Genomic DNA, 20,732 nt, shown 5'->3' on the forward strand with positions numbered 1-20,732 from the left:
CCGCCGGCAGATCATCCCGCGAGGCCGACCAGCAGCCAGATGAACGCCGTGCCCACGACCGTGCACAGGAGGGTCGAGCGGGCGGGGTGGACGTGGTGCGCCTCGGGCAGGATCTCGGCGGCCGCCAGATAGAGGAGCACTCCGCCGAAGAGGCCCAGATAGCCGCCGAGCAGCTGCTCCGGGATCGTGAACGCGAGGGTGGACGAGGCACCGAGCACCGGTGCGGCAGCGTCGGCGACGAGCATGGTGACGGCCTTGCGGCGCGCGTTCCCGTACAGGCTCGTGATGGTGTAGGTGTTGAAGCCGTCCGCGAAGTCGTGGGCGATGACCGCGACCGCGACCGCCGCGGCCATGCCCTCCCCCACCTGGAACGCGGCGCCGATCGCGACGCCGTCCATGGCGCTGTGCCCCACCATCGCCGCGCCCGCCGCCAGGCCCACCTCCGGCGACCGGTGGACGTGCTGGTCCACGCCGTGCGCGGCGATGGGAATGCCCTCCGCGCCCGCGGAGTCGAGAGGCCCGGGGAGTACCGCCAGCAGGCGCTCCACGAGGTGGGCCAGCAGGAAGCCGGCCACGAACAGCAGCAGCGCGGCCGGCACGCCGAACACGTCGCCGCCCGCCGCGTGCAGCGCCTCCGGCAGCAGATCCAGGCCCACCACGCCGAGCATCAGACCGCCGGCCAGGCCCAGGACCAGATGGCGGCGGTCGGTCACGCGCTGCGCCGTCCAGCCGCCGGCCAGCGTCATCAGGAACGCGCCGAGCGCGACGAAGACCGCCATGTGCTCTTGCTATCCGATCGACCCGCGTGCGCACAGGACCGGCGGCCGTGCGCGCACCGGCGTTTCGCACAACCCGAGCTTTCGTAGGAGAGGACCGATTGTCATGGCCGATGCCACCACCGGCAAGGTGACCTTCGTCGGCGCCGGCCCCGGCGCCGCCGATCTGCTGACGTTCCGTGCCGCGCGCGCCATCGCCGAGGCCGACGTGGTGATCTGGGCGGCCAGCCTGGTACAGGAGGAGGTCCTCGAGCACGCGCGCGAGGGCGCCGAGATCCTGGACTCGGCCGGCATGTCCCTGGAGGACGTCGTCGCCGTCTATCGGCGCGCTCATGCGGAGGGGCTGCGCGTCGCCCGTATCCACTCCGGCGATCCCGCCCTGTGGGGCGGCACGCAGGAGCAGCTGGACCGGTGCGCCGCGATCGGCATCGCGACGGAGGTCGTACCGGGCGTCTCGTCCTTCTCCGCGGTCGCCGCGCTCGCCCGGCGGGAGCTGACCATCCCCGAGGTCGCCCAGTCCGTGGTCCTCACCCGCCTCGGCGGCGGCAAGACGCCCATGCCGCCCGGCGAGGAGGTGCGTGAGTTCGCCCGGCACGGCACCACCATGGCGATCTTCCTGTCGGCGGCCCGCAGCGGCCAGCTCGTGCGGGAGCTGCTGGAGGGCGGCTACCCGACGACCACCCCGGTGGTGGTGGCGTACCAGGCGACCTGGCCCGAGGAACTGATCGTGAGGTGCACGATCGGCACGCTGGAGGAGACCGTCAAGGAGCACAGGCTCTGGAAGCACACGCTGTTCCTGGTCGGTCCGGCGCTCGACGCGCACGGCACCCGCTCGCACCTTTACCACCCGGGCCACTTCCACGGCTACCGCAAGGCCGACCCCGAGGCCCGCAGGGCCCTGCGCACGCGGGGTGCGAACACGTGATCACAGTCGTCGGTACGGGCACCGGGGCGCCGCCCCCGGCCGACGCGGTCGCCGGGGCGGAACTCGTCGTCGGCGGACGGCGGCATCTGGAGTCCGTACGACTGCCGGAGACGGCCGAGCAGATCGTCCTCGGGCCGCTGGCGCCCGCGCTGGACACGATCGAGCGGTATCTCGGCAAGCAGCGGCCGGTCGTCGTGCTCGCGTCCGGGGACCCCGGGTTCTTCGGGATCGTCCGGGCGCTGGCCGAGCGGTTCGGGCCGGAGCGGCTCGACGTGCGGCCGGGTGTCTCCTCCGTGGCCACCGCCTTCGCGCGGCTCGGGCTGCCGTGGGACGACGCGGTGGTGGTGAGCGCGCACGGGCGCGATCTTCGTACGGCGGTGAACGTGTGCCGGGCGCGCCCGAAGGTGGCCGTGCTGACCGGGCCGGGTTCCGGTCCCGCCGAGCTGGGGGCGGCACTCGCCCATGACTCGGACGAGCGCGTCCTGGTCGTGGCGAGCGCGCTGGGCGATCCGGAGCGCGAGCGCGTGGAGCGGGTGACGCCCGCTCAGGCCGCTGAGCGCGCGTGGGGTGCGGCCGTGAGCGTGGTGCTGTGCCTCGATCCGGCACGGGCGCTGGGACCGGTGCGCACGGTCGCGGGGCCGCCGTCCGGCGCGTCCGGGTGGGCCCTGGACGAGGACGCGTTCGCGCACCGCGACTCGATGATCACCAAGTTCGAGGTGCGTGCCCTGGCGCTGGCCCGGCTGGGGCCGCGGCTCGGGGAGCTGGTCTGGGACGTCGGTGCCGGCTCGGGGTCGGTGGCCGTGGAGTGCGCGCGGCTGGGGGCCGCCGTCACCGCGGTCGAGAAGACCCGGGACGGGGTGGAGCGGATCCGGGCCAACGCGGCGGCGCACGGCGTGGACGTGCGCGTCGTGCACGGGGCGGCGCCCGACGTGCTGGACGGTCTCGCCGACCCCGACGCGGTGTTCGTCGGCGGCGGCGGCCGGGAACTGCCCGCGATCGTGACCGCCTGTGCGCGGCGCGCACGGCGGGCGGTGGTGGTGGCGATGGCCGCCCTGGACCGGGTGCCGGCGGCGCGCGAGGCGCTTGTCGCCGCCGGGTTCTCCTGCGACGGCGTGCTGCTGCAGGCGTCGCGGCTCGCACCGCTGCCCGGGGATGTGACCCGGCTGGCGGCGACCAACCCTGTTTTCCTGCTGTGGGGCACGCGGCCTCCGGCGTGTACCGAAGGAGTTGCTCAGTGATCGGCCTCATTTCCGCCACCGCGGCGGGGGCGGCTGCGCGCAACCGGCTGGCCGCGGCGTGGCCCGACCGCGTGAGGGTGTACGACGGTCCCGTCGGGGACTCCGTGCGGGCCGCCTTCGCGGAGTGCGAGCAGCTCGTGTGCTTCCTGGCGACGGGGGCCGTGGTACGGCTGGTCGCGCCGCTGCTGGGGGACAAGACGTCCGATCCGGGGGTGGTGTGCGTCGACGAGGGCGGGCGGTTCGCGGTGTCCCTCGTGGGCGGGCATGCCGGTGGCGCCAATGAACTCGCCCGTGAGGTGGGCGAGGTGCTGGCGGCGTGCCCCGTGGTGACGACGGCGACGGACTCGGTGGGGTTGCCGGGCCTGGACACGCTCGGGTTCCCGGTGGAGGGCGATGTCGCCGGGGTCTCACGAGCGCTGCTGGACGGGGAACCGGTCGCCCTGAAGGCGGAGGTGAGCTGGCCGCTGCCGCCGCTGCCGGTCACCGCCGAGGGCGCGTACGCCATCCGCGTCACCGACGCCCTCGTCGAGCCCGCCGAACGGGAGGCCGTGCTGCGGCCGCCGACACTCGTCGTCGGCGTCGGCGCCTCCAAGGGCGCCCCCGTGGACGAGGTCCTGGAGCTCGTGGAGAGTGCGCTGCGGGACGCCGGGCTCTGCGTCGCGTCGCTCGCCGAGCTCGCCACCGTCGACGCCAAGGCCGACGAGCCCGGCATCGTCGAGGCGGCGGGACGGCTGGGGGTGCCCCTGGTGACGTACGCCGCCGAGGAGTTGGCGAGGGTCGACGTGCCCAACCCCTCCGACGCCCCGCTCGCCGCCGTCGGCACGCCGTCCGTCGCGGAGGCCGCCGCGCTCGTACGGGGCGGTGAACTCCTCGTCCCCAAGCGCAAGTCGGCCGCGCGTCCCGCGATGGCCACCTGTGCCGTCGCACGCCGGCCGGGGCGCGGCCGGCTGGCCGTCGTGGGGCTCGGGCCGGGTGCCCGGGATCTGCTGACGCCACGGGCCGAGGCGGAGCTGCGGCGCGCGTCCGTGCTCGTCGGGCTCGACCAGTACGTGGACCAGATCCGCGATCTGCTGCGGCCGGGCACCCGGATCCTGGAGTCGGGGCTCGGCGCCGAGGAGGAGCGGGCGCGGACAGCGGTGGAGGAGGCCCGCAAGGGCCACGCCGTCACGCTGATCGGCAGCGGGGACGCCGGTGTGTACGCGATGGCCTCGCCCGCGCTGGCCGAGGCGTCCGACGACATCGACGTGATCGGGGTGCCCGGCGTGACGGCGGCCCTCGCGGCGGGCGCGATCCTGGGTGCGCCGCTGGGCCACGACCATGTGTCGATCAGCCTCTCCGACCTGCACACCCCCTGGGAGGTCATCGAGCGGCGGGTGCGGGCCGCGGCCGAGGCCGATCTCGTCGTCACCTTCTACAACCCCCGCAGCCGGGGCCGGGACTGGCAGTTGCCGAAGGCACTCGCGATCCTCGCCGACCACCGGGCACCGACGACGCCGGTCGGTGTCGTACGCAACGCGTCGCGGCCGGACGAGTCCAGCCGTCTGACGACGCTGGCCGCGCTCGACCCGGCGACGGTCGACATGATGACGGTCGTGACCGTGGGCAACACGGCGACCCGTGAGATCGCGGGGCGCATGGTGACGCCGCGCGGCTACCGCTGGCAGGACAACCGACAGGAGGCCGACCGGTGAACCGAGTGGTCCACCCGATCGAGCAGGAGTCCTTCCGGCGGCTGCGCGCCCGCCTGGACACCTCCCACTTCCCGCCGCTGACCCGGGCGGTGGTGGAGCGCGTCATCCACTCCGCCGCCGACCTCGACTACGCGACCGACCTCGTCATGGAAGAGGGCGCGCTGGAGAAGGCCCACACCGCGCTGCACGAGGGGGCGCCCGTCGTGGTGGACGTGGAGATGGTCGCGGCCGGGATCACCCGCCGCGACACCGTCTGCCGCCTCAAGGACGCCAGGTCCGGTCCCGGACTGACGCGTTCGGCGCACGCGATCCGTCTCGCCTACGAGGACGTCGGCCCCGGAGCGCTCTGGGTGATCGGCTGTGCCCCGACCGCCCTGGAGGAGCTGCTCGAGCTGGACGCCTCCCCCGCGCTCGTCATCGGTCTGCCCGTCGGGTTCGTCGGCGCGGCCGAGTCCAAGGCCGCGCTGCGCGAGAGCGGCCTGCCCGCCGTGAGCAACGTGTCCGAGAAGGGCGGTTCGGCGGTCGCCGCCGCCGCGCTCAACGCCCTGCTGTATCAGCCCACTTCGAAGGAGACCCCGTGACCACCCCGCCGCCCGCCCTGCTCCTCGCCGGCCATGGCACCCGGGACGATGCCGGAGCCGAGGCGTTCCGCGACTTCGTACGGGAGTTGGGGCGCCGCCACCCCGAACTGCCCGTCGCGGGCGGCTTCATCGAGCTGTCGCCTCCACCGCTGGGCGAAGCGGTGACCGAACTGGTGGAGCGGGGCGTACGGCGATTCGCCGCCGTGCCGCTGATGCTGGTGTCCGCCGGGCACGCCAAGGGCGACATCCCGGCGGCGCTGGCCCGGGAGAAGGAGCGGCACCCCGGGATCTCCTACACGTACGGCCGTCCTCTGGGCCCGCACCCGGCGCTGCTGTCGGTCCTGGAGCGCCGCCTGGACGAGGCGCTGGGAGGCACCGGCCGCACGCCCGCCGACCGGGCGGATGTGACCGTGCTGCTGGTCGGGCGCGGCTCGACGGACCCGGACGCCAACGCCGAGGTGCACAAGGCGGCACGGCTGCTGTGGGAGGGGCGCGGGTACGCGGGCGTCGAGACGGCGTTCGTGTCGCTGGCCGCGCCGGACGTGCCGAGCGGCCTCGACCGGTGCGCCCGGCTGGGTGCGCGCCGGATCGTGGTCCTGCCGTACTTCCTGTTCACGGGCATCCTGCCGGACCGGGTACGGCAGCAGACCGAGGGCTGGGCGGCAGCGCATCCGGAGATCGAGGTGCGGTCGGCGGACGTCATCGGGCCGCAGCCGGAGCTGCTGGACCTGGTGATGGAGCGCTACCGGGAGGCCGTGCAGGGCGATCTGCGGATGAACTGCGACTCGTGCGTCTACCGGATCGCGCTGCCGGGCTTCGAGGACAAGGTGGGCCTGCCGCAGCAGCCGCACTTCCACCCGGACGACGACGGCAACCACGCCGGTCACGGGCACCACCACCATGGGCACCACGGCGGCCATGCGCATTCCCATGCACACTGAGAGCGGGCCCGGCGACGGGGCGCACGACCTGCGCCACCACGGGGACGCCGAGGTCCGTGACGACGGTGCGCAGCTGACCGACCTCGCGGTGAACGTGCGCGCCGACACGCCTCCGACGTGGCTGCGCGAGGTGATCGCCGGATCGCTGGGCGGGCTGGCGGCCTACCCTGACGGGCGCTCCGCCCGGGCGGCGGTGGCGGCGCGGCACGGGCTGCCGACCGGGCGCGTTCTGCTCACGGCGGGCGCGGCCGAGGCCTTCGTACTGCTCGCGCGGGCGCTGAAGGTGCGTCGAGCGGTCGTGGTGCACCCGCAGTTCACCGAGCCGGAGGCGGCTTTGCGGGATGCCGGGCACCCGGTGGACCGCGTCCTGCTGCGGCGGTCGGACGGCTTCCGTCTGGATGCGACGCTGGTGCCGGACGAGGCGGACCTGGTCGTGATCGGCAACCCGACGAACCCGACGTCGGTCCTGCATCCGGCGTCCGTCATCGCCGAACTCGCCCGCCCCGGCCGGACGCTGGTTGTCGACGAGGCGTTCATGGACGCGGTGCCGGGGGAATGCGAGGCGCTGGCGGGCCGGACCGACGTGCCCGGTCTCGTGGTGCTGCGCAGCCTGACCAAGACCTGGGGGCTGGCGGGCCTGCGGATCGGCTACGTGCTGGCCTCCCCGGACACGATCGCCGAGCTGGAGCGGGCGCAGCCCCTGTGGCCGGTGTCCACGCCCGCGCTGGCGGCGGCGGAGGCCTGTGTGTCGCCCCGGGCGCTGGCGGAGGCGGCGCACGCGGCGCACCGGGTGGCGGCCGACCGGAAGCATCTGCTGGCGGGCCTGCGGGAGTTCGGGCCCGACGGGCTGTATGTGGCCGAGCCCGCCGAGGGGCCGTTCGTCCTCGTCCGGCTGCCGAGAGCGGCTGCCGTACGGCGCCATCTGCGCGACCTCGGGTTCGCGGTGCGGCGCGGGGACACGTTCCCGGGCCTGGACGAGGAGTGGCTGCGACTGGCGGTTCGGGACCGGGTGACGGTGAACCGGTTCCTGCAGGCGTTGGACCGGGCGGTGACGCTGGCGGGCCGATGAGTGGGTTCGCGTCCGGGGCCGACCGCTTCGGCCCCGACGGCGCCTCCCCGCCCCACCGCTCCCCCGCCACGGCCGTCAGAAGGGCCCCTAGCCGACCACCCGGCCGTTGAGCACCACCCTCCGCGGCGCCCCCAGCACCCGTACGTCCTCGCGCGGATCCGCCTCGCAGACGACGAGGTCCGCGGGCGCCCCCTCCTCCAGACCTGGCCGCCCCAGCCAGCGGCGGGCGCCCCACGCGGTCGCCGACAGCGCCTCGACCGGCGGGATCCCCGCGGTGACCAGTTCGGCCACCTCCGCCGCCACCAGCCCGTGCGGCAGCGAGCCGCCCGCGTCGGTGCCGACGTACACCGGGACCCCGGCGTCGTAGGCGGCCCGCACGGTGTCGTACCTCCGCTCGTGCAGCCGTCGCATATGGGCCGACCAGCGCGGGAACTTGGCCTCCCCGCCGTCCGCGAGCCTCGGGAAGGTGGCGATGTTCACCAGGGTCGGCACGATCGCGACGCCCCGCTCCGCGAACAGCGGGATGGTCTCCTCCGTCAGGCCCGTCGCGTGCTCGATGCAGTCGATGCCCGCCTCGACCAGGTCGCGCAGCGAGTCCTCGGCGAAGCAGTGGGCGGTGACGCGCGCGCCCAGACGGTGCGCCTCGGCGATCGCCGCCTGAGCCGCCTCGCGCGGCCAGCACGCGGACAGGTCCCCGGACTCGCGGTCGATCCAGTCGCCGACCAGCTTGACCCAGCCGTCGCCGCGCCGGGCTTCCTGGGCGACGTACGCGACCAGGTTCTCGGGCTCGATCTCCCAGGCGTAGTTGCGGATGTAGCGGCGGGTGCGCGCGATGTGCCGGCCGGCCCGGATGATCTTCGGGAGGTCGTCGCGGTCGTCGATCCAGCGCGTGTCGGAAGGGGAGCCCGCGTCGCGGATCAGCAGGGTGCCGGCGTCGCGGTCGGTCAGCGCCTGCTTCTCGGAGACGTCCTCAGGGACCGGGCCGTGGGCGTCGAGGCCGACGTGACAGTGCGCGTCGACGAGGCCCGGGAGCGCCCAGCCCTCGACGGTACGGACGTCCCGGACCCCGGCGGGGCGGTCGTAGGAGATCCGGCCGCCGACCACCCACACCTCGTCGCGGACCTCCTCGGGTCCGACGAGCACCCGCCCCTTCACGTGCAGCACCGCGTCATCGCTCATGTACCGCACCCTAATTCGGCGCTAGGCCTCTCCGCCCACCTGGTCCGAGGTCTCCTCCTCGACCTCGGCCATCGCGGGGTCGAGGAGCCGGGAGAGGAAGTGCCGGGTGCGCTCGTGGCGGGGGTCGCCGATGACACGGTCGGGGGCGCCCTCCTCGACGACCACGCCGCCGTCCATGAAGACGACCCGGTCGGCGACCTCCCGGGCGAAGGTCATCTCGTGGGTGACGACCATCATGGTCATCCCCTCGTTGGCGAGCATCCGCATCACGGCGAGGACGTCCCCCACCAGCTCGGGGTCGAGCGCGGAGGTCGGCTCGTCGAAGAGCATCACCTCGGGGCCCATGGCGAGCGCGCGGGCGATCGCGACGCGCTGCTGCTGGCCACCGGAGAGGGAGGAGGGGTACGCGTCCGCCTTCTCGGCGAGGCCCACGCGCCGCAGGTTCTCGGCGGCGATCCGCGCGGCCTGCGCCTTGTCCCGCTTCAGGACCCGGCGCTGCGGCAGTGTGAGGTTCTCGGTCACCGTGAGGTGCGGGAAGAGGTTGAACTGCTGGAAGACCATGCCGATGCGGCGGCGTACGGCGTCGATGTCCACGTCGGGGTCGGTCACCTCGGTGCCGCCGACGAAGACCTGCCCCTTGGTGGGCTCCTCCAGGAGGTTCACACAGCGCAGCAGGGTGGACTTGCCGGAGCCGGAGGGGCCGATCACGCAGACCACCTCGCCCTGGCCGATCTCCAGGTCGATGCCGCGCAGCACCTCGTTGTCGCCGAAGGACTTGTGCAGGTCCCGGATGCTGATCTCGGGGGTGTCGCTCACTTGACGGCTCCCTGGGCCTTGGCCTCCATACGGCGCACGACGAAGCCGAGCGGGATCGTGACCAGCAGGTAGCACAGGCCCGCGACCAGGATCGGCGTGGAGTTGGCGGTCTGGCTGGCCAGGTCCCGGCCGAACTTGGACAGCTCGCGCTCCTCCAGCGTGACGCCGAGGAACAGCACCAGCGAGGAGTCCTTGAAGAGGAGGACCAGCTCGTTGGTGAGGGGCGGCAGGATGATCCGGAAGGCCTGCGGGATGATGATCGAGACCATGGCCCGGGCCGGCGAGAAGCCCAGCGAGCGAGCGGCCTCCGTCTGGCCCCTGGGCACGGCCTGGATGCCGGCGCGGATCGTCTCCGCCATGTACGCGGCCGACACCAGACCGAGCGCGATGGCCACCTTGCCGTAGGTGCCGCCGATGATCTCCGTGCCCGGGAAGGCCAGCGGCACGGCGACCCCGACGAAGATGAAGATCAGCAGGGCGGGCAGGCCCCGGAAGATCTCGATGTAGACGCCGGCGACCCACCGGTAGGGGCCCACGGACGACAGCCGCATCAGCGCGATGAGCATGCCGAGCACCAGACCGACGACGAAGCCGGACAGGGTGTAGAGCACGGTGTTCCTCAACGCCAGCGTGATGACGTCCGGGAACATCTGCTTCGCGATGTCCATCTGCGCGAACTGGTTCTGCAGCCGCCCCCAGTCGGCCGTGACCGCGAAGGCGATCACGGCGGCGACGAAGACGGCGTACTGGACCCCGCGCGACACCGTGCGCTTCTGGCGCCGGGTCAGGCCCTTCCTGCGCGGCTGGGCCCCGGTCCCGGCTGTGTCCGTGGTGTCGCTCATGAGGCGGAGGGCGAGGCCACGGACGGGTTGTACGGGCCGATCCACTGCTCGTACAGCTTCTTGTACGTGCCGTCGGCCTTCGCGCCCTTGATCGCCTTGTTGATCGCGGCGCGCAGCTTCTCGTTGCCCTTCTTCACCGTGAAGCCGTACTGCTCACCGGTGTTGAGGTTGTCGACCACCTTGAAGGCGTCGGCGTTGGCCTTGTCCTTGAGCCAGCCCTGGACGACCGGGTAGTCGATGACGACCGCCTGGACCTGGCCGGTGCGCAGGCCGTTGATCACGGCGTCGGAGGACTCGAAGGAGATGGGGTCGTAGCCCTGCTTCTTCGCGTAGTCCTCGCCGGTGGTCTGCGCCTGGGCGCCGAGCTTCTTGCCCTTGGCCTTCACGTCGGCCAGCGAGCTGATGCCGCTCTTCTTGTCGACCAGGACGGCCTGCGTGGCGTCGAAGTACGGGTCGGAGAAGTCGACGTTCTTCTTGCGCTCCGGGGTGATCGTCATGCCGGCCGCGGCGAGGTCGCACTGGCCGGAGTTGAGGAACGCGCCGGTCTTGAAGTTCTCGAAGGGCGTGTCGAGGATCTGCTGCTTCACACCGAGGTCCTTGGCGACCAGGTCGATCAGCGAGACGTCGAAGCCCTGCACCTTGCCGTTGATCTCCGACTGGAAGGGCGGGTACGGCAGGTGCGTGCAGGTGGTGAGCTGTCCCGCCTTGACGACCTGGACGCCGCCGGACGCCTTGCCGGCGCTGCCGCCGCTGCCGCTGGAGGTGCAGCCGGCCACGAGCACCACACCGGCCGTCGCGGTGGTGGCGGCCAGGAAGCGGGCTCGGCGCCCGAGGAGCCTGTTCACGGGGGACCTCTCGATGGGGAACTGTAGGTTCCGATTATAAGGAGAAGTTTGGGTCTCTCAAATCAATCCGTTGGCCACAAGACGGTTACGCCTGAGATGTCGGCGGTGAGAGGGGGGAATCACATGCCGGTCACCCTCGACCGCGTCGATCCCCGTGAGCGAGGAGAGCACCTCGATCGAGGACCGCGTGGCCCGGCTGCTCTCCACCGAGCAGGATCTCGTGATCACGCAGGGTGAGGCGCTGCTGCCGCTGGAGGGTGCGATCCGCGGGTGCGCCGGGCGCGCGGTGGACGATCTGGGGCGGATCCCCGAGGGCGGCCCCATGGGGGGCGTCGAGGTGAGCCTCCGCCGGGTGTACCTGCACATGATCGAGGAGTACGCCCGGCACAACGGCCATGCGGACATCCCGCGGGAGCATATCGACGGAGTCACCGGCGCCTGAAATCGGCATTTCTTTCCGGCCTCCCCCCGCCTCATTTCGCTAATTCATACCTGGGCAGCTCCCCGTATTCTTCTGCCCGCTTTCCTCGGCCCTAAACGCAAAGATTCCGCGAACACCAATCGATGTAATTCGGGCAGATCTCGTGGAGGTTATCGATGTGTGATCGACTCCACACCGCGCCCGTTTTGTCCGGTATATATAGGACTTTACGGGATGAATCAACCCACCTCGCGCGAACGTACGCGCCCGCGCGATAGCACACCGACCGCTCATCCGTAACCCCGTCCCGCGATGCAATTTTCAATTTCCATAGGTAAATTCAATCCGCATGACCGCCGCACAAGCAGACCTGCAAGCGGAATTCCTGGAAATGCGGGAGGGGCTGCGGATCGACCGTCCGGAGGTGGCGGACGGTGCCGCGCTCTGGCGCATCGCCAAGGACTCCGGAACCCTCGACCTGAACTCGTCCTACAGCTACCTGCTGTGGTGCCGTGACTTCGCGGGCACCTCGGTCGTGACGCGCGACGTGTCCGACGGGCGGCCCGTCGGGTTCGTCACCGCGTACCTCAGGCCCGACCGCCCGCGCACCCTCCTGGTGTGGCAGGTGGCCGTGGACGCCACCCACCGGGGGCGCGGCCTTGCGGCACGGATGCTGGACGCGCTCACGGCACGGGCCACGGCCGAGCACGGGGTGACCGGGATCGAGACGACCATCACCCCGGGCAACACCGCCTCCGAGCGCCTGTTCACGTCGTACGCCCGACGCCACGGCGCGGACGTGGAGCGCGAAGTGCTCTTCGAGACGGGCCAGTTCCCCGACGGGTCCCACGACCCCGAAGTCCTCTACCGCATCGGCCCCCTCTCCCTCTGAGCCCCCACACTCCCCTCTCCCCCCACCACGCACCGAGGAGCGTTTGAGCCGTGACCATCACCCAGCCCGACCTCAGCGTCTTCGAGACCCTGGAGTCGGAGGTGCGCAGCTACTGCCGCGGCTGGCCCACCGTCTTCGACCGCGCGCAGGGCAGCCGCATGTACGACGAGGACGGACACGAGTACCTCGACTTCTTCGCCGGCGCCGGATCACTCAACTACGGCCACAACAACCCCGTACTCAAACGGGCGCTGATCGACTATCTGGAGCGGGACGGCGTCACCCACGGGCTCGACATGTCCACCACCGCCAAGCGCTCCTTCCTGCAGGCCTTCCAGGACCTGGTCCTGCGGCCGCGCGATCTGCCGTACAAGGTCATGTTCCCGGGCCCCACCGGCACCAACGCCGTGGAGTCCGCCCTCAAACTGGCCCGCAAGGTGAAGGGGCGCGAAGCCATCGTGTCCTTCACCAACGCCTTCCACGGGATGTCCCTGGGGTCCCTCGCGGTCACCGGCAACGCCTTCAAGCGCGCCGGCGCCGGGATACCGCTCGTGCACGGGACGCCGATGCCCTTCGACCACTACCTGGACGGCCGGGTCCCGGACTTCCTGTGGTTCGAGCGGCTGCTGGAGGACCAGGGCTCCGGGCTCAACCGGCCCGCCGCCGTCATCGTGGAGACCGTGCAGGGCGAGGGCGGCATCAACGTCGCCCGGCCCGAGTGGCTGCGCGGGCTCGCCGAACTGTGCGCGCGCCGCGACATGCTGCTGATCGTCGACGACATCCAGATGGGCTGCGGACGTACCGGTGCCTTCTTCTCCTTCGAGGAGGCCGGGATCACGCCGGACATCGTCACCGTGTCCAAGTCCATCAGCGGCTACGGGCTGCCCATGTCGCTGTGCCTGTTCAAGCCCGAGCTGGACATCTGGGAGCCGGGCGAGCACAACGGCACCTTCCGCGGCAACAACCCCGCCTTCGTGACGGCGACCGCCGCCCTGGAGACGTACTGGGCCGACGGGTCCGCCATGGAGAAGCAGACCCGGGCGCGCGGCGAGCAGGTCGAGCAGGCGCTCATCTCGATGACCGAGGAGAACCTGGCCGACGTCAAGGAGTACCGCGGGCGCGGACTGGTGTGGGGCCTGGAGTTCCGTGACAAGCGGCGCGCCGAACGCGTCGCCCGCCGCGCCTTCGAGCTCGGGCTGCTCGTGGAGACCTCGGGCCCCGAGAGCGAGGTCGTCAAGCTGCTGCCCGCGCTGACCATCACCCCCGACGAGCTCGACGAGGGCCTGAGCACCCTCGCCCGTGCCGTTCGCGAGACCGTCTGAGCAACCCCGACAAGGAGGCACGTACCACCGTGATCGTCCGTTCGTTCAAGGACATCGAAGGAACCGACCGCCACGTCAAGGCCGCGTCCGGCACCTGGGAGAGCAAACGCATCGTCCTCGCCCGGGAGAAGGTCGGCTTCTCTCTGCACGAGACGATCCTGTACGCGGGCACGGAGACGTCGATGTGGTACGCGAACCACATCGAGGCCGTCGTGTGTGTCGAGGGCGAGGCCGAGCTGACCGACCAGGAGACCGGGAAGACGTACACGATCACGCCCGGGACCATGTACCTCCTGGACGGGCACGAGCGGCACACACTGGGGGTCAAGCGGGACTTCCGCTGCATCTGCGTCTTCAACCCGCCCGTGACCGGCCGGGAGGACCACGACGAGAACGGCGTCTACCCGCTGCTCACCGAGGAGGTGTGAAGCACCGTGACCACCACCGTCACCGATCCGTACCCCAGCCGCGGCACCACCGAGGTGTCCGTCCCCCGTCAGGACCCCGTCGTCTGGGGCGCGCCCGGCACGCCCGGGCCGATCTCCGTCACCGACCTCCAGGCCTACGAGCGTGACGGCTTCCTCGCCCTCGACGAACTGATCACCGCGGACGAAGTCGCCGTCTACCGGCAGGAGTTGGAGCGACTCGTCACCGACCCGGAGATCCGCGCCGACGAGCGGTCGATCGTGGAGCCGAAGTCCAAGGAGATCCGCTCCGTCTTCGAGGTCCACAGGATCAGCGAGGTGTTCGCGGGCCTCGTCCGCGACGAGCGCGTCGTCGGGCGGGCGCGGCAGATCCTCGGCTCGGACGTGTACGTCCACCAGTCGCGGATCAACGTCAAGCCGGGCTTCGGGGCCAGCGGCTTCTACTGGCACTCGGACTTCGAGACCTGGCACGCCGAGGACGGTCTGCCCAACATGCGGACGGTGTCCGTCTCGATCGCGCTGACCGAGAACTACGACACCAACGGCGGCCTCATGATCATGCCGGGGTCGCACCGGACGTTCCTCGGCTGCGCCGGCGCCACTCCGAAGGACAACTACAAGAAGTCGCTGCAGATGCAGGACGCCGGCACGCCGTCCGACGAGGCGCTGACCGCGATGGCGAGCCAGTACGGCATCAGGCTGTTCACGGGCAAGGCCGGCTCGGCGACCTGGTTCGACTGCAACTGCATGCACGGCTCGGGGGACAACATCACCCCGTTCCCGCGCAGCAACGTCTTCATCGTGTTCAACAGTGTGGAGAACACGGCCGTGGAGCCCTTCGCGGCACCGGTCCCGCGGCCCACCTACATCGGGGCGAGGGACTTCACCCCGGTCAGGTGAGCGCGGGACGCCCGAGCGGCCCGCCCGTCCAAGGCCGGACGGGCGGGCCGCTCGGGTTCCGGCCGTAGGGTCAGCCCGCGAGGACGTCCAGGAGACGATCGACGTCCGCGGCCCTGTTGTACAGATGGAAGGCGGCCCGCAGATTGCCCGCGCGGTCCGAGACCTCCACGCCCGCCCGGCTCAGCTCCGGCAGGCGTACGCCGAGGCCGGGGACGGAGACGATGGGGGAGCCCGGCGCGGGCACCGGCTCGATGTCCAGGTCGCGCAGCCCCGCACGGAAGCGGTCGGCCAGGGCCAGGTCATGGGCCTGTACCTGCTTCACGCCCACCTCCTCCAGCAACGCCAGGGAGTGGCGGGCGCCCGTGTACGAGAAGAGCGCGGGGCTCTCGTCGAACCGCCGTGCCGAGCGGGCGAGTTCGGCCACCGGCCCGTAGCAGCTGTCCCAGGGCGCCTCCCCCGCGACCCAGCCCGCGAAGACGGGGGTGAGCCCGCCGAGGTCCTGCGGGACCACCAGGAAGGCCACGCCGCGCGGACACAACAGCCACTTGAAAGCGACGGCGGCGACGTAGTCGTACCCGTCGGTCTCGATCGGCAGCCAGCCGACGGCCTGGGAGGCGTCCAGATACGTCCGGGCGCCGTGTGCGCGGGCGGCCGCGCGGATGGCGGGCAGGTCGGCGATCCGGCCGTCGGCGGACTGTGCCGCGCTGACCGCGACGAGCGCGGTACCCGGCCGTACGGACTCGGCGATCCGCTCCAGCGGGACGGTGCGCACCCTGAGGCCGCGGCGCACGTGGAAGGGGTTCACCAGGGAGCTGAAGTCGCCCTCGGCGGTGAGGACTTCGGCGCCCTCGGGCAGCGAGGCGGCGATCAGCCCGGTGTAGACGGCGACCGAGGCACCGGCCGCCACGCGGTCGGCGGGGACCCCGGTCAGCCGGGCGAAGGAGGCACGGGCGGCCTCCACATCGGCGAACATGTCGGTGGGCTGCCCGGCGGCGGCCGACTCCAGGGCGGTCCGCATGGCCTCCACCGTCCGGGCCGGCAGGAGCCCGGTGCTCGCGGTGTTCAGGTAGGTGTTCTTCGGGGCGAACTCGGCACGGACGAGGGTCTCGAAGGTCTCCATGGGACCACTGTGCGGCCCGATGAGGTCCAAGTCCATTGCGGAATTCCGCGTGGTTCCCTCAAGAGACGCTTATACGTCCGCCCCGACCTGCACCTTGTTCGTACGTCCGCCCCGGCGCCGCGTTCAGCTCTGCGGCACCGCGCACCCGTCCGGGCCGCAGGCGTCCGCTCCGCCGTCCTCGATCAGCCGCAGCGGCGAACGCGCGCCCCACGCCTGCCTCAGGGCCTGGGCGAAGATCTCGGCGGGCTGGGCACCGGAGACGCCGTACTTCCGGTCGAGGACGAAGAACGGCACGCCGTTCGCGCCCAGCTCGGCCGCCTCGCGCTCGTCTGCGCGCACCGCGTCGGCGTAGGCGGTGGCATCGGAGAGCACCTCACGGGCGGCCTCGGCGTCGAGCCCGGCCTGCACGGCCAGCTCCACCAGCCGCTCGTCGCCCTCGGTGAAGACGGACCGCTCCTCGGCGAAGTTCGCCCGGTACAGGATCTGGATCAGCTCGTCCTGCCTGCCCTGCTCCTTGGCGAAGTGGAGCAGGCGGTGCATGTCGAAGGTGTTGCCGTGGTCGCGGCCCGTGGTGCGGTACTCCAGGCCCTCGGCGGCCGCCTGCGCGCCCAGGTTGTTCTCGCCGGCCTGCGCCTGCGCCTCGCTCATCCCGTACTTCTTGGAGAGCATGGCGAGGACCGGCTGCACGTCGCCCTTGGCGCGGTGCGGGTCGAGCTCGAAGGAGCGGTGCACCACCTCGACCTCGTCCCGGTGCGGGAAGGCCTGAAGCGCCTTGTCGAATCGGGCCTTTCCGACATAGCACCAGGGGCAGGCGATGTCGGTCCACACTTCGACGCGCATGTCTTCGGCTTCTCTCCGGTTCGTAGGGTACGGAGACTCCCTCCGCCGCGCAGGTGAACGTTCAAGCGGTTGCGTTCATTCCCGGCTCATGCCCAGCGCCGTCGGGCGTGCGGATCGAGTCTGGCCGTGTCGACGGCCCTGGCCACGCCGGGCCTGCGGCGCCAGAGCCTCACGAACCGTCCCGCAGGCCCTCCGGCCACGAGTCCCGGTACTCCAGTCGGTCGAAGGTGACCACGCACCCCTCCCCCACCGGCGACTGCATCATGAAGCCCACCAGCGCCGCCGAGGTCGACTCCTCGTCGGCCAGCGTGAACAGGCGGACGAACGTCCACCGCTTCCCGTCCCGCGACGCGTGGAAGGCGAACGCCCGGCCCGTCCTGCTGACCCGGAGCCAGACCGAACTTCCCTCCACCGTGAAGGAGTTGGCGTCGTCGGAGTGGCCATGGGTGACCACGGTGCAGACGGTGGGCACGTCCGGCGAGTACTCCAGGCACAGCTTGGCCCAGGCCCGTTCGCCGACATGGACGTAGAGCACGCCGGCGTCGAAGGCCGCCGCGAAGCCGACCGTGACCCGGGCGATCAGCTGGAAGTCCCCTTCCGGCGCTCCGAGCAGCCGGGGCGCGTCGGAGGCGGCGTCCAGGGACTCACCCGTGGGCGGCACGAAGCGGTCCTGCCGCGCGCCCGCCCAGCCGGTGAGCACTCCGTCCTCGTACGACCAGTGCCCGTCGGGTCCGTATGTGCGCAGGGGGAAGGGGAGTTCGGAGAGTTCTACGTCCATCGAGAGAGTGTCCCAGTTCCCGGGTTCCGGTGCGCGACCGCACCCCGAAGGGGCGCGGGGAACGGCACGAGCGGCCACGACGGCCTCACGGCCCGCGACGCGCCCCGGCCGCTGAGAGCTCCCCGGTTCACCGCTCCAGACGGCCGTTGAAGCGCCGCGGCAATCCCAGGGGGTTCTCGTCCCGAAGCTCCGCGGGAAGCAGCGCCGCCGGCGCGTTCTGGTAGACCACGGGCCGCAACCACCGCTCGATGGCCGTACCGCCGACCGACGTGGAGGTGGACGTCGTCGCCGGATAGGGGCCACCGTGGTGCTGTGCCGGGGCGACCGCGACGCCGGTGGGCCAGCCGTTGACCAGGACGCGCCCGGCGAGCGGGGTCAGCTCCGCGAGGATCTCCGCGCCGCGCCCCTCCCCCGCGGCCTCCTCCGTGGACAGGTGCACCGTGGCGGTGAGGTTGCCGGGGAGCCGGTCCAGCACGCGCCTGGCCTCGGCCTCGTCCTCGTAGCGCGCGACGACGGTGATCGGGCCGAAGCACTCCTCCAGGAGCAGGTCGTGGTCCCCGTCGGTGGTGAGCCGCTCGGCCGGGACGGTGAGGAAGCCCGCGCTGACCGTGTGCTCGCCGCCCGCGCCCGCCGTCACCGGGGACTCCACGTCGGGCAGCGCGGCGCGCTCGGCGACCCCGGCGAGGAAGTTGTCACGCATACGGTGGTCGAGCAGCACCCCGGCCTCGGTGTCCCCGACGGCGTCGGTCAGGGACTTCACCAGGCGGTCGCCGGCCGCGCCCGTGGGAGCCAGCACGAGGCCAGGCTTGACGCAGAACTGGCCGACGCCCAGCGTCATGGAGCCCGCGAGCCCCGCGCCGATCGCCTCGGCGCGCTCGGCGGCGGCGGCCTCGGTGACGACCACCGGGTTGAGCGAACCCAGCTCGCCGTGGAAGGGAATCGGCACGGGACGGGCCGCCGCCGCGTCGAAGAGCGCACGGCCGCCGCGCACGGAGCCGGTGAACCCGGCGGCGGCGATCAGCGGATGCTTGATCAGCTCGATGCCCGCCTCGAAGCCGTGGACGAGACCGATCACGCCCTCGGGGATGCCGTGCTGCTCGGCGGCCCGGCGCAGTGCCGCCGCGACCAGCTCGGAGAGCGCCGGGTGGTCCGGGTGGGCCTTGACGACGACGGGGCAGCCCGCGGCGAGCGCGCTCGCGGTGTCGCCACCGGCCACCGAGAAGGCGAACGGGAAGTTGGAGGCCGAGTAGACGGCGACGACGCCCAGCGGGACCTTGTGGCGGCGCAGGTCCGGGATCGGCGGGGTCGCGGTGTCGTCGGGGTGGTTGATCACGACGTCGAGGAAGGCGCCCTCGTCGACGATGTCGGCGAAGGCGCGCAGCTGGTAGCAGGTCCGGGCGAGCTCGCCCGTCAGCCGGACCGGACCGAGGGCCGTCTCCGCGTCCGCCGTCTCGACGAGCCGGTCCCTGGCACCCTCCAACTCGTCGGCGGCCGAGCGCAGGAAGGCCGAGCGGACCGTGCGGTCGGCGAGGGATCCGCGCGCGGCGTGTGCGGCGCGGACGGCGGCGTCCACCTCCTGGGCCCCGGCCTCCACCGCAACCTGTTCCCGCTGCTTCCCGGTACGGGGGTCGACACTCCAGACTGGTGCTGCTGCCACCGCGGATCCCTCCAGATGTCGTGCCGCGTTCGTAGGTCATCCACCAGGCATGTTCGATATACTGAACGCTGTCTCTGATGATGAATGTGCTGCTCGGAGACTATTTGCCGTCGAACGAAGGGGTCAAGGGCGATGTCGGCAGGCGAGACAGGCGGCGGAGCGCAGGTCAAGTCCGCGGTGCGGACGGTTGAGTTGCTCGAGTACTTCGCCGGCCGCCCCGGTATGCACTCCCTGGCCGCCGTGCAGGAGGCGGTGGGCTACCCCAAGTCCAGCCTGTACATGCTGTTGCGCACGCTCGTCGAGCTCGGCTGGGTGGAGACCGACGCGACGGGCACGCGGTACGGCATCGGCGTGCGGGCGCTGCTGGTCGGCACCTCGTACATCGACGGCGACGAGGTGGTCGCGGCGGCCCGCCCCACGCTGGACCGGCTGTCGGACGACACGACGGAGACGATCCACCTGGCGCGGCTGGACGGCACCAACGTGGTGTACCTGGCGACCCGCCAGTCGCAGCACTACCTGCGCCCCTTCACCCGGGTCGGCCGCCGGCTGCCGGCGCACTCGACGTCGCTGGGCAAGGCGCTGCTGAGCACGTACACCGACGAGCAGGTCCGCAAGATGCTGCCGGCGACGCTGCCGGCGCTGACCGAACACACCATCACCGACCGGGAGAAGCTCATCGAGGAGCTGCACCAGGTCCGCGAGCAGGGCTTCGCCGTCGACCGCGAGGAGAACACGCTGGGCCTGCGCTGCTTCGGCGTCGCCATCCCTTACCGCACCCCGGCCCGCGACGCGATCAGCTGCTCGGTGCCGGTGGCCCGGCTGACCCCGGCGCACGAACAGATGATCAAGGACGCGCTGTTCGACGCGCGGGATCGTCTCACCCTGGCGACCCGGAGGCTGTGAGGCATGGAGGTCGCGCGGAAGCCCTCCGGATGGCCGCGTTCACGATCGACGAGGTCGTGCTGACGCTGGAGGGGTGAGGGCGCGCCCCGAGCCGAGTCGGGCGGCGGCCGGCGGTACCGCTCGGCGTCGGCCCCTTCGCGTCTGCCCCGTCCGGCGGAGGCGGATCGTCGTCGTGCGGGAGGTGCCCGGAGGAGCGCGCGCGGGAGCGTGGGCGCATGACCCGGCCACACGTTCCCGACGCGATGACCCGCGCCCGTCTCCTCGACCCGCGCCCGTCCCCTCGACCCGCGCCCGTCTCGTCGACCGCGCCGCTCCCGTCGGCTCCGACGCGGACACGCTCGTCCAGGCGGTACGGCTGGTGGCGCGCACCGAGGGCCCGCTGTTCCCGTCGGCCGTGCGGCCGCCCGTCCGGCCTGGGTGGCGAAGCTCACAGGCCGGGAGCGGGAGGTGCTGCGGCACATGGCCGCCGGGCTCACCGACGCGGAGATCGCCCGGCGCATGGAGGTCGGGCGGCCCGGCCCGGTTCATGAAGGTCCGGTGAGAAACCGGCGCGGATGGGAACGATTCG

General features: G+C 72.0%; 20 protein-coding genes and 2 pseudogenes. 13 read left to right on the forward strand and 9 right to left on the reverse strand.

What is annotated here, in order from left to right:
• Nucleotides 1-11: 11 nt before the first annotated feature.
• Complete coding sequence (locus ASC56_RS13425; protein WP_055491593.1) at nucleotides 12-779, reverse strand: ZIP family metal transporter; 768 nt, start codon at nucleotides 777-779, stop codon at nucleotides 12-14.
• Between the two features lie 103 nt (nucleotides 780-882).
• Between ASC56_RS13425 and cobM the strand changes: the two genes are divergently transcribed.
• From cobM to cobC, 6 genes are read left to right on the forward strand one after another with little or no spacing between them, the layout of a single operon-like run.
• Entirely contained in the window at nucleotides 883-1,701 is an 819-nt protein-coding gene (cobM, locus tag ASC56_RS13430) for a precorrin-4 C(11)-methyltransferase (RefSeq protein ID WP_055491594.1), read from the forward strand.
• The gene (locus ASC56_RS13435; RefSeq protein WP_055491595.1) at nucleotides 1,698-2,939 is read left to right on the forward strand and encodes a bifunctional cobalt-precorrin-7 (C(5))-methyltransferase/cobalt-precorrin-6B (C(15))-methyltransferase; all 1,242 of its coding nucleotides are present in this window, start codon (nucleotides 1,698-1,700) and stop codon (nucleotides 2,937-2,939) included. Before cobM ends, ASC56_RS13435 begins: the two co-directional genes overlap by 4 nt.
• On the forward strand, nucleotides 2,936-4,630 hold the full coding sequence (gene cobJ / locus ASC56_RS13440; protein ID WP_055491596.1) for a precorrin-3B C(17)-methyltransferase: 1,695 nt from the start codon (nucleotides 2,936-2,938) through the stop codon (nucleotides 4,628-4,630). Before ASC56_RS13435 ends, cobJ begins: the two co-directional genes overlap by 4 nt.
• On the forward strand, nucleotides 4,627-5,211 hold the full coding sequence (locus tag ASC56_RS13445; protein ID WP_055491597.1) for a precorrin-8X methylmutase: 585 nt from the start codon (nucleotides 4,627-4,629) through the stop codon (nucleotides 5,209-5,211). Before cobJ ends, ASC56_RS13445 begins: the two co-directional genes overlap by 4 nt.
• On the forward strand, nucleotides 5,208-6,152 hold the full coding sequence (locus tag ASC56_RS13450; protein WP_055491598.1) for a sirohydrochlorin chelatase: 945 nt from the start codon (nucleotides 5,208-5,210) through the stop codon (nucleotides 6,150-6,152). The genes ASC56_RS13445 and ASC56_RS13450 overlap by 4 nt, the downstream gene beginning before the upstream one ends.
• On the forward strand, nucleotides 6,142-7,221 hold the full coding sequence (gene cobC / locus ASC56_RS13455; protein ID WP_055491917.1) for an Rv2231c family pyridoxal phosphate-dependent protein CobC: 1,080 nt from the start codon (nucleotides 6,142-6,144) through the stop codon (nucleotides 7,219-7,221). The genes ASC56_RS13450 and cobC overlap by 11 nt, the downstream gene beginning before the upstream one ends.
• Before the next feature lie 87 nt (nucleotides 7,222-7,308).
• Here cobC and ASC56_RS13460 read toward each other — a convergent pair whose 3' ends face one another.
• The 4 genes from ASC56_RS13460 to ASC56_RS13475 are packed head-to-tail and all read right to left on the reverse strand — an operon-like array spanning nucleotide 7,309 to nucleotide 10,903.
• Nucleotides 7,309-8,400 carry an amidohydrolase family protein gene (locus tag ASC56_RS13460; RefSeq protein WP_055491599.1) on the reverse strand — a complete coding sequence of 364 codons (1,092 nt, stop codon included), beginning with the start codon at nucleotides 8,398-8,400 and terminating at the stop codon, nucleotides 7,309-7,311.
• 21 nt (nucleotides 8,401-8,421) lie between these two features.
• Nucleotides 8,422-9,216, reverse strand: coding sequence for an amino acid ABC transporter ATP-binding protein (locus ASC56_RS13465; protein ID WP_055491600.1), 795 nt, complete (start codon nucleotides 9,214-9,216; stop codon nucleotides 8,422-8,424).
• Nucleotides 9,213-10,058: an amino acid ABC transporter permease gene (locus ASC56_RS13470; protein ID WP_055491918.1), complete on the reverse strand. Its 846-nt coding sequence runs from the start codon at nucleotides 10,056-10,058 to the stop codon at nucleotides 9,213-9,215. The genes ASC56_RS13465 and ASC56_RS13470 overlap by 4 nt, the downstream gene beginning before the upstream one ends.
• Entirely contained in the window at nucleotides 10,055-10,903 is an 849-nt protein-coding gene (locus ASC56_RS13475; RefSeq protein WP_055491601.1) for a transporter substrate-binding domain-containing protein, read from the reverse strand. Before ASC56_RS13475 ends, ASC56_RS13470 begins: the two co-directional genes overlap by 4 nt.
• A gap of 271 nt (nucleotides 10,904-11,174) precedes the next feature.
• Between ASC56_RS13475 and ASC56_RS41175 the strand changes: the two are divergent.
• The 5 genes and pseudogenes from ASC56_RS41175 to thpD all read left to right on the forward strand — a co-directional run.
• Nucleotides 11,175-11,345 (forward strand): annotated as a pseudogene (locus ASC56_RS41175) (DUF664 domain-containing protein); the annotation flags it as partial.
• Nucleotides 11,346-11,673: 328 nt separating this feature from the next.
• Entirely contained in the window at nucleotides 11,674-12,216 is a 543-nt protein-coding gene (ectA, locus tag ASC56_RS13485; RefSeq protein WP_055491603.1) for a diaminobutyrate acetyltransferase, read from the forward strand.
• Nucleotides 12,217-12,266: 50 nt separating this feature from the next.
• Nucleotides 12,267-13,538 carry a diaminobutyrate--2-oxoglutarate transaminase gene (gene ectB / locus ASC56_RS13490; protein WP_055491604.1) on the forward strand — a complete coding sequence of 424 codons (1,272 nt, stop codon included), beginning with the start codon at nucleotides 12,267-12,269 and terminating at the stop codon, nucleotides 13,536-13,538.
• A gap of 29 nt (nucleotides 13,539-13,567) precedes the next feature.
• The gene (locus ASC56_RS13495) at nucleotides 13,568-13,966 is read left to right on the forward strand and encodes an ectoine synthase (protein WP_055491605.1); all 399 of its coding nucleotides are present in this window, start codon (nucleotides 13,568-13,570) and stop codon (nucleotides 13,964-13,966) included.
• 6 nt (nucleotides 13,967-13,972) lie between these two features.
• The gene (gene thpD, locus ASC56_RS13500; protein WP_055491606.1) at nucleotides 13,973-14,863 is read left to right on the forward strand and encodes an ectoine hydroxylase; all 891 of its coding nucleotides are present in this window, start codon (nucleotides 13,973-13,975) and stop codon (nucleotides 14,861-14,863) included.
• A gap of 70 nt (nucleotides 14,864-14,933) precedes the next feature.
• On the opposite strand, the gene ASC56_RS13505 is transcribed toward thpD, so the two are convergent.
• From ASC56_RS13505 to ASC56_RS13520, 4 genes are all read right to left on the reverse strand, one after another.
• Nucleotides 14,934-15,983 (reverse strand): aminotransferase class V-fold PLP-dependent enzyme, encoded by a 1,050-nt coding sequence (locus tag ASC56_RS13505; protein ID WP_055491919.1) that lies wholly within the window; start codon nucleotides 15,981-15,983, stop codon nucleotides 14,934-14,936.
• A gap of 123 nt (nucleotides 15,984-16,106) precedes the next feature.
• Entirely contained in the window at nucleotides 16,107-16,823 is a 717-nt protein-coding gene (locus ASC56_RS13510; RefSeq protein ID WP_055491607.1) for a DsbA family oxidoreductase, read from the reverse strand.
• Nucleotides 16,824-16,992: 169 nt separating this feature from the next.
• The gene (locus tag ASC56_RS13515; RefSeq protein WP_055491608.1) at nucleotides 16,993-17,601 is read right to left on the reverse strand and encodes a DUF1349 domain-containing protein; all 609 of its coding nucleotides are present in this window, start codon (nucleotides 17,599-17,601) and stop codon (nucleotides 16,993-16,995) included.
• Nucleotides 17,602-17,728: 127 nt separating this feature from the next.
• A complete protein-coding gene (locus ASC56_RS13520; RefSeq protein ID WP_079102487.1) occupies nucleotides 17,729-19,258 on the reverse strand; it encodes an aldehyde dehydrogenase (NADP(+)) in 1,530 nt (509 codons plus the stop codon).
• Between the two features lie 132 nt (nucleotides 19,259-19,390).
• Between ASC56_RS13520 and ASC56_RS13525 the strand changes: the two genes are divergently transcribed.
• Complete coding sequence (locus ASC56_RS13525) at nucleotides 19,391-20,164, forward strand: IclR family transcriptional regulator (RefSeq protein WP_055491610.1); 774 nt, start codon at nucleotides 19,391-19,393, stop codon at nucleotides 20,162-20,164.
• 322 nt (nucleotides 20,165-20,486) lie between these two features.
• Nucleotides 20,487-20,674, forward strand: a pseudogene (locus ASC56_RS39640) (LuxR C-terminal-related transcriptional regulator); the annotation flags it as partial.
• Between the last annotated feature and the right edge of the window lie 58 nt (nucleotides 20,675-20,732).

Origin of the sequence: Streptomyces sp. TP-A0356 (genome assembly GCF_001417775.1) — a bacterium.
Lineage (GTDB): Bacteria > Actinomycetota > Actinomycetes > Streptomycetales > Streptomycetaceae > Streptomyces.

What these genes read in the sequence shown, in the direction of transcription:
- ASC56_RS13470 (WP_055491918.1), bottom strand. Translation starts at nt 10,058, where the DNA reads ATGAGCGACACCACGGACACAGCCGGGACCGGGGCCCAGCCGCGCAGG.
- ectA (WP_055491603.1), top strand. Translation starts at nt 11,674, where the DNA reads ATGACCGCCGCACAAGCAGACCTGCAAGCGGAATTCCTGGAAATGCGG.
- ASC56_RS13525 (WP_055491610.1), top strand. Translation starts at nt 19,391, where the DNA reads ATGTCGGCAGGCGAGACAGGCGGCGGAGCGCAGGTCAAGTCCGCGGTG.
- ASC56_RS13425 (WP_055491593.1), bottom strand. Translation starts at nt 779, where the DNA reads ATGGCGGTCTTCGTCGCGCTCGGCGCGTTCCTGATGACGCTGGCCGGC.
- ASC56_RS13460 (WP_055491599.1), bottom strand. Translation starts at nt 8,400, where the DNA reads ATGAGCGATGACGCGGTGCTGCACGTGAAGGGGCGGGTGCTCGTCGGA.
- cobM (WP_055491594.1), top strand. Translation starts at nt 883, where the DNA reads ATGGCCGATGCCACCACCGGCAAGGTGACCTTCGTCGGCGCCGGCCCC.
- cobC (WP_055491917.1), top strand. Translation starts at nt 6,142, where the DNA reads ATGCACACTGAGAGCGGGCCCGGCGACGGGGCGCACGACCTGCGCCAC.
- ASC56_RS13505 (WP_055491919.1), bottom strand. Translation starts at nt 15,983, where the DNA reads ATGGAGACCTTCGAGACCCTCGTCCGTGCCGAGTTCGCCCCGAAGAAC.
- ASC56_RS13510 (WP_055491607.1), bottom strand. Translation starts at nt 16,823, where the DNA reads ATGCGCGTCGAAGTGTGGACCGACATCGCCTGCCCCTGGTGCTATGTC.
- ASC56_RS13515 (WP_055491608.1), bottom strand. Translation starts at nt 17,601, where the DNA reads ATGGACGTAGAACTCTCCGAACTCCCCTTCCCCCTGCGCACATACGGA.